The sequence below is a fragment of the Roseovarius aquimarinus genome (assembly GCF_043661195.1).
Classification (GTDB): Bacteria; Pseudomonadota; Alphaproteobacteria; order Rhodobacterales; family Rhodobacteraceae; genus Roseovarius; species Roseovarius aquimarinus.
The window spans coordinates 238,717-249,528 of record NZ_JBIHMM010000004.1 but is presented as its reverse complement, the minus strand read 5'-3'; the positions used below and the strand labels follow the sequence as shown (position 1 = coordinate 249,528).

The 10,812-nt window shown below is 63.0% G+C and carries 7 protein-coding genes; all 7 read right to left on the bottom strand.

Features of this window, described 5'->3' with window-relative positions; genetic code table 11:
- Window positions 1-343: 343 nt before the first annotated feature.
- From ACGRVM_RS14890 to ACGRVM_RS14860, 7 genes are read right to left on the bottom strand one after another with little or no spacing between them, the layout of a single operon-like run.
- Complete coding sequence (locus ACGRVM_RS14890) at window positions 344-856, bottom strand: hypothetical protein (RefSeq protein ID WP_377173297.1); 513 nt, start codon at window positions 854-856, stop codon at window positions 344-346.
- Window positions 849-3,680 carry a 2Fe-2S iron-sulfur cluster-binding protein gene (locus ACGRVM_RS14885; protein ID WP_377173298.1) on the bottom strand — a complete coding sequence of 944 codons (2,832 nt, stop codon included), beginning with the start codon at window positions 3,678-3,680 and terminating at the stop codon, window positions 849-851. Before ACGRVM_RS14885 ends, ACGRVM_RS14890 begins: the two co-directional genes overlap by 8 nt.
- Window positions 3,677-3,943 carry a sarcosine oxidase subunit delta gene (locus tag ACGRVM_RS14880; RefSeq protein WP_377173300.1) on the bottom strand — a complete coding sequence of 89 codons (267 nt, stop codon included), beginning with the start codon at window positions 3,941-3,943 and terminating at the stop codon, window positions 3,677-3,679. Before ACGRVM_RS14880 ends, ACGRVM_RS14885 begins: the two co-directional genes overlap by 4 nt.
- A 12-nt stretch (window positions 3,944-3,955) precedes the next feature.
- The gene (locus ACGRVM_RS14875) at window positions 3,956-5,206 is read right to left on the bottom strand and encodes a sarcosine oxidase subunit beta family protein (RefSeq protein ID WP_377173339.1); all 1,251 of its coding nucleotides are present in this window, start codon (window positions 5,204-5,206) and stop codon (window positions 3,956-3,958) included.
- A complete protein-coding gene (locus ACGRVM_RS14870) occupies window positions 5,206-5,877 on the bottom strand; it encodes a TetR/AcrR family transcriptional regulator (protein WP_377173301.1) in 672 nt (223 codons plus the stop codon). Before ACGRVM_RS14870 ends, ACGRVM_RS14875 begins: the two co-directional genes overlap by 1 nt.
- 3 nt (window positions 5,878-5,880) lie before the next feature.
- Window positions 5,881-7,428 carry a trimethylamine methyltransferase family protein gene (locus tag ACGRVM_RS14865; RefSeq protein WP_377173302.1) on the bottom strand — a complete coding sequence of 516 codons (1,548 nt, stop codon included), beginning with the start codon at window positions 7,426-7,428 and terminating at the stop codon, window positions 5,881-5,883.
- Window positions 7,425-9,878 (bottom strand): GcvT family protein, encoded by a 2,454-nt coding sequence (locus ACGRVM_RS14860; protein WP_377173304.1) that lies wholly within the window; start codon window positions 9,876-9,878, stop codon window positions 7,425-7,427. The genes ACGRVM_RS14865 and ACGRVM_RS14860 overlap by 4 nt, the downstream gene beginning before the upstream one ends.
- Between the last annotated feature and the right edge of the window lie 934 nt (window positions 9,879-10,812).

Here is a 10,812-nt window from a genome sequence, read left to right as displayed (position 1 = left end):
GCGGGATGGAGCAGCCCGGTAGCTCGTCAGGCTCATAACCTGAAGGTCGTAGGTTCAAATCCTACTCCCGCAACCAACACTAATTCCTCAATATCTTCAATGGCTTGAGCTTCGTCGCTCAGGCCCCTCCGCCGCGTGCCGCCCAGGCCCAGCATGAGCAGCGCAGCGAGCGCGCCTTCAAGATGGATGGCCTTCAACAACCACCAACGCTCACACTCATCGCTTGGCGGCGGGCCGCCAACCGTGGTCTCTTCACTACGAAACGAAGAAATCCAACTCGATCTGCAGGTGCAAAAAGTAGCTTAATTTTCGCCTTATCCTATTGAATCACTGGGGGAGCAGCTCAGTGGTCTGAAATCCCATTCAGAAAGCGGGTCACGAATGTGATCTCAGCCCCCAGCACCCAAAGCGCGAAGCCGTCCGGCAAGCCGGTGACAAGCATTGTTCGGTGCGCAAACCGCACGGCGCAGGAAAGCGAGCCGACGGGAAGAACAGAGTTGAGCCCGTGGCCCAGAATGGCCTCAGCCCGTGGCCCGCGTAAGGTAAACAATGCGTATGCATCCGGAGCAGGCGACAGGGCGAACCCCTCCGGCTGCCAACCCGATCGGCGCTCGACAGGGCGATCGGTCACCAGCGCGGCATGATCGCGGGAAATCGTAATCATGTAGTCCGAGCCTGCCGGAACGTCCGCAAGGCCCAGTTTCTGCGCACCCGAGGCAAGTGTGAGAGAAATCAAGCCAAGATCGCCTGACACAAGGGTCACATGAGGAACCGCCTCGCGGGATATCCGACAGTCCCGCTTTTCAAGTGAGTGGCCGATTTGCAGCGGTCGGTCTGTCCATATGCGCTCATCCATGAAGCCGTTCACCTTTCGGATCGAAGGAACATGCGGCAGCGACCGTCGCGTCGTATATCGCTCCATTGTCGAAGACCTTGACGGTCTCACCGATACGGCTCTGTCCTGCCTCCAGAAGCGCGAGGGCGATGGGGCGACCGAGTGTGGGGCTGAGGTAGCTGGACGTCACGAAGCCGAGCGACCGGCGTTGACCGTCCTGCGGCACGAGATGGGCGCCCGTTGGCAGCGGCGGCGCGCCAGGCGGAACGGTCAGGCCGACGAGTTGTCGCCTCCGCTCGCTATTGGCCGCCTCGGTGAACAGAGATCGCTTGCCCAGATATTCATCCTCCCGCCGGTCGCGTGGGCCACCCCAACCAAGATCGTGGGGCATGGTCAGACCGTCCGTGTCCTTGCCGATCAGGATGTATCCTTTCTCCGCCCGGAGGATCATCACCGCTTCAAGCCCGATCCAGCGCCCTTCATGGGCGCCTAGCGCGCTGTCCAGAGCCGCCCGCAGGCCTTCGCCATAGCGTGTGGGCACGCTCAGTTCATAGCTCACATCGCCCGTAAAGCTGATGCGCGCCACCCGTAGCGGCGCGTGCTGCCATTTGGTCTCGAGCACGCTCATATGCGGCATAACCGGCAGGACGATCCCGGCATCCGCAAGAAGCGTGCTCGCACGTGGCCCGGTCACGGTTAAAGTCGTATAGGCCTGCGTCACGTCGTGGATGAAGACAGCGCCGCGCCCGACGCGATCTTGACGCGCGTCCTCGAGGGCGAAGCGCACACCGTCCACATGGCTGGAAGAGGCCGAGACGATGAACCGTGTGTCCTCCAGCCGCAGCACAACGCCGTCATCATAGACGACACCGCTTTCCGACAGGTTGAAACCGTAGCGCGCGCGGCCCGGCCTCACTGTGGACATGCGGATATAGCTGGTGAAATCCAACAGTTCGGCGGCGCGCGGGCCGATCACCTCCAGTTTCCCGAGAGGGGACGCATCAAAGATCGCAACAGTCTGCCGCGCCGTGCGGGCCTCGTCCTGTGCAAGCGCCGCCTCGTCTCCCGCGCCGTAGACCGAGGGTCGTAGCCATCCGCCATATTCGCGGAATCGCGCGCCTCGACTCGCGTGCGCCTCTTCCAGCGCCAAACGCTTGGGTGCGTGATACAGATCGCCGCGCCACGGCCCCCCGATCAGGTTGAGAGGCGTCGGCTTGAAGGGCGGACGATATGTCGTCGTGCCCGTTTCCGGGATGGTCTTGCCGGTCAGGTCCGCCATCGCCGCAAGCCCGGCGAAGTTCGAACTCCGGCCCTGATCGGTCGCCATGCCCAATGTGGTATATCGCTTCAGATGCTCGACCGATCGGAAACCTTCACGATGCGCAAGGGCCACATCCTTGAGCGTCACATCATTTTGCATGTCGATCCACTGACGACCGGGGAGCGCAGGATCGGGGCGCAGCGCGATGCCGGCTGTCGCCGCACCGGTGGCGAAGGGTGGCGCGCCTTCCCCGCCGCCCGCCCGGTGCCCTTCGGCGAGGGCCGAGGGCAGGTCAAGCGTTCCGTTGGCCCCTCCGATCACGACCATTGGTGCGGTGCCGGGTCGTGGCACCAGCACGTCGCGCGTCGCGTCCCAATCGAGTTTGCCCCCTGCCTGGCACCACAGATGCACAGTCGGTGTCATGCCGCCCGCACACAGGATGGCGTCGCAGGCAATGCGGCGCTTGCCGAGGCTTGCAGCGGTGACACCACTTCGCCCATGGGCCGCTGTGACGCGGGCGCCCTTGATGTGCTCTACGTTTTCGACATCCGGCGCATCCGGACGGGCATCCACAAGAATGACCTCTGCGCCTGCCGCGCCGAGCGCCGAGGCGATAGCGGTGCTGCGATCGCTCGCAGTGGCAAGAAGCACGCGTCGTCCGGGCAGGACCCCGTGGCATGTCAGGTAGAAGAGGGCCGCTTCGGCGGACATCACACCGGGCCGGTCATTATTCGCAAACCACAAGGGGCGTTCGATGGCCCCCGCCGCAACGATGGTTTCGGTGGCCCGAATGCGCCAAAGCGTGTCGAGCGGGCCACGCTGCCATGCCGCGAACGTGCCGTGATCGAAGGCAGCCCAGAGCGTCGTGTCCATCATGACCCTGCCGCCCGCATTCGCGATGTCGTCCTGCGTTTGATGAACGAAATCCTGCCAAGGGGCTTCGTCTATCACGCCACTCCGCCAGCGCAATGCGCCGCCTGCCCGATGGGCATCCTCGACCAGCCAGACGCGCTTGCCCCGGCGGGCGGCGGCGCGCGCGGCGGCAAGTCCCGCAGGGCCGGCACCAATCACGAGCACGTCGCAGTTCGCAACCTGCCGGGGGCAATCGGCGGGTGGAGCATGCGTGCCGTCGAGCCGCCCCAATCCGGCTGCGCGACGAATGAGAGGCTCGTAGAACTTCCATGGCAGCCGCATCATCGTCTTGTAGTAGAATCCGGCCGGAATGAAGCGATGGGCCAGGTCCATCCACCCGAAGATATCACGCCGCGCATTCGGCCATGCATTGACCGACCGCAACTCCATTCCGTCTTTCAACGGCGTCAGCGTGGCGCGCGCGTTCGGCTCGACATCGGCACCGTCGCGCAGATCGACGATGGCGTTCGGCTCTTCCGCACCCATGCCCCACAGGCCGCGGGGGCGATGATACTTGAAGCTGCGGCCGATACAGCGCTGGCCCGATGCAAGCAGGGCCGAGGCCAGCGTGTCGCCTCGATACCCGGTGAATGACTGACCGTCGAAGCGAAAGGTCAGGGCGCGCGCGCGGTCGATTTCCGATCCGGCGGAAGGATGACGCCACCCCGTCACGGCTTGACCCCGGGCAACGGCTCGGACCCGTCGATGTGGCGCGTGACCGTGTCCCGGGTCATCACGAAATACTCCCCGCAGGTCACGTGCAGCCATATTTCGAGCGCTGCGCCCTTCGGGGAACGATTTTTATAGAGGTAGCCGGCCCAATCCGTGTCCGACACCTCGGTTGCCGGTTCGGGTCGGGAATGCCCGGCCTCTACGGCGAAACGGAATTCGGTTTCGTCACGCGGGCCGCAGAATGGGCAGATGAAAACTTGCATCTTTCGAGCTCCTCAATGCGCAATACCGGAGCCGGCGGCTTCATCGATGAGATGACCGGTCTCGAAACGGTCGAGATCGAACGGGCGGCTGATCTCGTGATGCGCGCCCGTCGCCAGAAGGTGGGCGAGCAGCCAGCCGCCGGCCGGGATGGTCTTGAACCCGCCGGTGCCCCAGCCGCAGTTGATGAACAGACCTTCCGGCCCGGCCGGGCCCAAAAGAGGCGAGCTGTCGGGCACGACATCGACCACGCCGCCCCATTGGCGCAGCAGCTTGAGTTGGCCGAAGGCGGGAAACATCTCCAGCAGCCCGGCTGTCACTTCTTCCTGCACCGGCAGGTTGCCGCGCTGCCCATATGTCGGGACGCGGTCCAGACCGCCGCCGAAGACAAGCTCGCCCTTGTCGGACTGGCTCACGTAAGTGCCGGTCCCGAGATAGAGCAGCACCGTATCGAGGCAGGGTTTCACAGGCTCGGACACAAAAGCCTGAAGCGCGTAATTGTGGATCGGCAGATCGACATCCACAAGCGCGGTCAGACCCGGCGTCGCGCCCGCGGCGGCGATGCCCAACCGCTCCGTACGGATTGGGCCGAGGGTTGTTTCGAGACCGCTGATCGCTCCGTTTCGTACGTCGATGCCAGTGACTTCGCAGTTCTCGATGATGTCGATGCCCATTGCGCTGGCTGCGCGTGCATAGCCCCAAGCGACCGCATCGTGGCGCGCGGTGCCGGCGCGGCCCTGCCAGATGCCGCCCATCAGCCTGTAGCGCGCGTCAGGTCCGGTATTGACCAGCGGGACACGCGCCGCGGCCTCCGCCGCGTCCATCAGCTTGCCATCTACCCCGTTCAACTGCATCGCATTGGCGATCCGATTGCATATTTCCATCTGCGCGGGGGTATGCGCGGCGATCAGCATCCCGCGCTGGCTGAGCATGACGTTGTAGTTCAGCTCCCGGCTGAGCCCTTCGTAAAGGCGCAGCGCCAAATCGTAGAGAGCGACGCTTTCGGGATAGAAGTAGTTGGATCGGCAAACGGTCGTGTTGCGCCCGGTATTCCCTCCCCCGATCCAGCCTTTTTCCAGAACGGCTACGCGGGTCATGCCGTGGTTCTTGCCGAGGTAGTAAGCCGTGGCGAGACCGTGCCCGCCGCCGCCGATGACGATGGCATCATAGGCCTCCTTCGGACGTGCGCGTTTCCAGGCAGGGGTCCAGCCGGTATGACCCGTGAGCCCCTCCCGGAAAAGCGACCATGCCGAATAGCGCTGCATCATGTCAGGGCCATCTTCGCTACGTCATCGAGGAACCGTGCGACCTCCTCGGTCTCCGGTTCCTGCCCGGTGAAGCCCCGCAGGTAGGGCACGACACGCGACAGGCGCGTGTCGATATCCTCGCGCACGTCCAGCGCATGATAGCCGAGCTGCATGAAGTAAAGGATGCGCGCGCGGGCATGGGCATCAGCCGGTGTATAGCCGTAACGCAGGAACATCGCGGTGACGGCGGCAAGGCGCGCCATGTCGGCGGCATCGACCCGGGCGCGCAATGCTTCGTCCCGGCGCGACCATTCCCGCACGGCGAAATCAAGGCCACGGTCGAAGCGCGAGGGGTCGATGAAGCATCGAAAAAAGTTCAGTACGGCCTCGTTGATCGTCGTGGCTCGCCGCTCGCAATGCTCCACGACACGGGCGGTATTCGATGTTTCCCAATCGTCCAGAAGTGCCTGTAGCAGATCGTCACGGTTGGAAAAATACCAGTAGAAGCTGGACCGCGACACCCCCATGCGGTTGGCGAGAACGAGGATCTTCACCTCTCCCGCACCATCCTTGACCAAAGTGTCACGCGCCGTGGCCAGCCAGTCTTCGCGCGTGACCTTGGTGTGACCGGGGAGCGGTTCGCGATCGGGATCGTTGCGGTGCAAAACAGGGCTATCGGTCGCGGCCATGGTTCAACTTTCCGGCGGCGCGCCACCTTCGGCGGCGCGTTTGTCGATGAAGGCCGCGAGCGCTTCGAGCCGGTCGGGCGGTGTTTGCGAAAGGGGGGGACTTGTTAGGACGCTCTCCCAGACAGATGTCGCGCGGGCGTTGGCATCCATTGCTCCGCGCTCGGTCCAGGTGCCGAAGTTCGCGTAGTCGTGAACGATCGGCTGATAGAATTCGGTCGTGTAGCGGTCCATGGTCTGTGGTGCGGCGAAGAAATGGCCCGAGGGCGCGACTTTGGCCAGCGCGTTGGCAAAGCCGATCTCGTCGGTGCCTGCCTTGTTGCCCGCGCAAAGCTCGGCCACCATGTTCAGGACTTCGACGTCGGTTATGATCTTTTCATAGGAAACGGTCAGGCCGCCTTCCAGCCAGCCCGCGGAATGAATGATGACCGTGGCCCCGCCGAGCAGGCAGCCCCAGAGGCCAAGCTGGTTCTCGTTCGCCGCCTGCACATCATTGGTGTTGGATGCCGATCCGGCGGCCGATCTCCATGGCAGGCCCAGCATCCGCGCCATCTGGCCTGCGGCGAGTGAGGCCTGGAAATGCGTCGGAGTGCCGAAGGCCGGCGCACCGGACTTCATGTCCACATTCGACGTGAAGGTGCCGTAGCAGACCGGCGCGCCCGGGTTGACCAGTTGCGTCAACGTGATCGCCGCGAGGCATTCGGCATGGCTGAGCGTGATCGCGCCCGCGACCGTGATGGGCGCCATCGCTCCCATCAAAGTAAATGGGGTGACGATCGACATCTGCCCATGACGGGCGAAATCGATGAGACCCTGCGCCATGGGGATATCGAGCGTGCGGGGGCTGTTGGTATTGATGATCGTGTAGGCATGAACACCCGACTGGAATTGCTCGTCCGAGAGACCGCGCGCGATGCGAAGCATCTCGAAATTATCGAGCGTCTGGGGGGTGCCGCGCGCGAAGAGAAAGGGAAACTTGTCGGTATGCTCGACTTGAGCTCGCGTGGTGAAAAAATGCCGCAAATGCGTCGGGATATCTTGCGGCTCGATCGAAGGCGACATCATCTGGAACACGTCGAAATGATGGGCAAGACGCGTGTATTCGACGAAGTCGGCGCCCGAGCCGGGCCGCCGGCCGCGTATGAGATCGGTGACATGCGGAGCGCCCGCACCGGGCTGGAAGGCCAGTGCGCCCAGCTCTAGCGTCACGTCGCGCGCCGGGTTGCCCGCGACGCAATGGATGGATCTGGGCGCCGTTGCCAAGGCTGCGGCCACCATCTCGCGCCCGATGAAGACCATGTCGTCCTCGACCCGCGCACCACCCGAGGCATAGACCTTGCGCGCCTCGGGCAACAAGACACGCATGCCCAGTTCTTCGAGCGTTCTGAGCGCGGTTTCGTGCATGTTGGCCGCCTCGTCGTCGGAAAAGACGGACGTGACAGGGAAAGGGTTGCGCAATTGCCGGTAGTTCGGCGCTCTTGCAGGGGCCGCGGGCGCCGCGCTTCGTCTGCCGCGTCTGTGCGGCGCAGCTGGCGTCTGTATGGACGCGCTCATTCAGCGGCCTCCACAATCTTCTTGTCCTTGAGTGCGGCGTGATTGCCGCGCATCGCCAGGCCCTCGGGATCGTAAGGTGAGGGCGCGATAACCCTGGCGTCCCGCTCCTGGCCAACGATGTGAACCGACAGCGCGGTCCCGATCCTGGCGCAGGCACGATCGACCATCGCCAGCGCGTAGGATTTACCAAGCGTGTGGCCATAGCCGCCCGAGGTCACGAACCCGACTCTGCGACCTTCCTGCCAGACCGGCTCGAAGCCGCTCGCATCGGCATCGCCTTCGGCCACTTCGAGCATCGCGATCACTTGCGCCGGACCATCTCCGGCGCGTTCGGCAAGGGCCGCCTCGCGTCCCACGAAGTCTTCCTTGTCCCAGGCGATCCAGCGGTCCATCCCAGTTTGGGCCGGGGTGTAGCCTTGGGTGAATTCCGCATTCCAGATACCAAAGCTTTTTTCCAGTCGGAGCGACAGCAGGGCATTGAAGCCGTATTCGCGGATACCGAGATCCGCCCCGGCGGCGAGGAGCAGACGGCGCAATCCGATATGTTCCGATGCCTTGCAGTGGATCTCGTAGCCAAGTTCCCCCGCGACAGACAGCCGCCCGACCTTGCAATGGTAGAGCCCGATATCGAAGCCGCCGCAGCCCATGAAAGGCAGGTCGGCGATGGGGCCTTCGGTCAGCTTTTCGAGCGCCTCTCGGGAATTTGGTCCGGCGAGTGAGAAGCCGACGATGGCGTCCGAGAGATCCCTGATTTCGACATCTGCATTCATGTGATCGTGGAACCAGCGCATATGCCATTCGCGCAGGTAGTAGCTTCCCATGATCCACCAGGTCCCGTCACCCCAATTGAAAACGGTCAGATCGCCTTTCAGCTTACCTTCGGGCGAGAGCATCGGCGCGAGCCGCGCCCGGCCCGGTCCCGGCAAGCGCGAGGCCATGATCCGATCGAGCCATGCCTCGGCACCGGCGCCCGATACCTCGAACCGCGAGAAACCGGAGATATCCAGCAGGCCCACTGCTTCGCGGACCGCTTTGCATTCCTCAGCCACGATCTGATGCGTATTTGGCCGTTTCAGCGTGGGTTTCTCTTTGAAGGACGCATCCGGCGCGAAATAAAGCGGGACTTCCAGACCGTAGCTCGCACCCCAGCGGCACCCTGCATTGGTCATGTCGGTATAGGCCGGCGACATCCGCAGCGGGCGGCCCGCCGGCAGTTGCTCATTGGGGTAGGTCATCACGAAGCGCCGGGTATAGAACTGCCCCGTCGTTTCCTTGATGAAGCGCTTGTTCTGCGCGTAGTCGCCGTAGCGCGCCACATCCATTCCGAACACATCCGCTTCCGGCTCGCCATGGATCATCCATTCGGCGAGCGACTTGCCGACGCCGCCGCCTTGGAGGAAGCCCGCCATAACGGCGCAAGCGCACCAATAGCCGGGCTTGCCCCGCACCGGGCCGACCAGCGGATTTCCGTCGGGCGAGAAGGTGAAGGCGCCGTTAACCCATGTCTTGACGCCGACCTCCTGCAAGGCAGGGTAGCGCTCGAAGCCGAGGGTCAGCTCCTTTTCGATGCGGTCAGGGTCTTCCTTTTGCAACTCGAACCCGTATTCCCACGGCGCGCCATCGACCATCCAGTGTTCGTGGTCGATCTCGTAGATGCCCAACAGGATGCCCTTTTGATCCTGCCGCATGTAGGTGAAGCCCTCGAGATCCACGACGAGGGGCAATTCGCGATCGAGTGCCGCGACTTCGGGGATCGTGTCGGAAATCAGGTAGTGGTGGTTGAGGGGGGAGACCGGCAATTCGATACCCGCCATGCGGCCCACCTGCTTGGCCCAGAGCCCGGCTGCGTTCACCACGTGCTCGCAGTTGATCGTGCCTTTCTCGGTCACGACCTCCCAGCCGTCGGCGGTCTGGTTCAGTTCCAGCACCCGGTTGTTCTCGATCACCGAGGCGCCGTATTTCTTGGCTGCTCCGGCATAGGCATGCACCGTGCCGGTCGTGTCGATATAGCCTTCCCGGTCGGCCCACATCCCGCCCAGAATGCCGTGCGGAGACATGATCGGGCAAAGTTCCGTAGCCTCTTCGGGCGTGACGAGGCGCACGTCCTCGATCCCGATTGACTGGAAAGTCCGGTAGGCCGATTGCAGCCATTCCCAACGGTCCGGCGTACCCGCGAGCGTCAGCCCGCCAGTCATATGCATGCCAACCGACTGGCCGGATTCCTTCTCGATCTCGGACAAAAGGTCGATCGTGTAGGCTTGGAGGCTTGCGATGTTGGGGTCTGCATTGAGCGCATGAAACCCGCCCGCCGCGTGCCAGCTCGACCCCGCCGTCAACACCTTGCGTTCGATCAGGCAGACATCGGTCCAGCCCATCTTCGCCAGATGATACAGCACCGAGGTGCCGACAACGCCCCCGCCGATAACCACGACCCGATAATGGCTGTTCATGACTGTCCTCCCTTGATCGTCACGAAAAACGCTAGTCGGCGTTTCAGCGTCTGTCTAGACACAAGTGTCCATAGGTTTGATGTCTTTCCGTGCTGGTCAGCAGCGTGACTTGGATAAAGAGCGGGGTGAGAGGTCTCTGACGCCAGCTCAGACCATGGTCTCTTGATGTGTGTCTGGCCGCGGCTGACTGCTTCTGTCGAGGCCTGCCATCCGCTGCGGCCATGGCCATGAATTCGGCCGCGGCAGGAGCGATCAGGGCTGTGTCAAACGCCTTACGAGTTGCATGACGTCGCACGCGCATACCGTCCGCATCGTGATATGCCGCCGCCTGGGTTGGAGCATGAGTGATGACCGACGCCCCCTCCAAAAGGGTATCGGCAGCCGTAAAGCCAAGGGCCAATTCGACACGGGCGTCGACGCGGTCGGACAGGCCAGCTATCTGCCATCTCGACCGCGGGAAGTCCTGCCCGTCCGATGGCGAAAGTATTGGTCTCGTGCTGAAACCCGGTGATGGCGATCCGTGGCAAGGGGGGCTGGCGAAGGCCAAAGTATCGGACAATAGGAGGTGGCGAAATGAACCACCACCCTGTGACCTGTCATGACCCGAGAGCCGATGCCGTAGAGCGGCACTGTGAGCTGCATTCCCTCGCCCGATGGGTCAAGCGTTGGATCGGTATCGCTGTTGCGTTGGCAAAGTGGCGGCCGATCGCTTTTTTGTCCTCCGTCATGTCTTTCATTCGCCTGTAGAAAGGTGACGGATCGCTACAGGCGGTCGGCGCAGACGGCGAGCGTTCAGCAACATTCAAAAAAGGATCAAACCCATAATAAAGCAAACATCTGAACGCGTGCCCCTATTGTAAGAGGTTAACGGCAACTTATAGCCGATTACGTGGGTCAAGGGGACGGCCTATGAGATCTTGGCGCGACTGAGGCG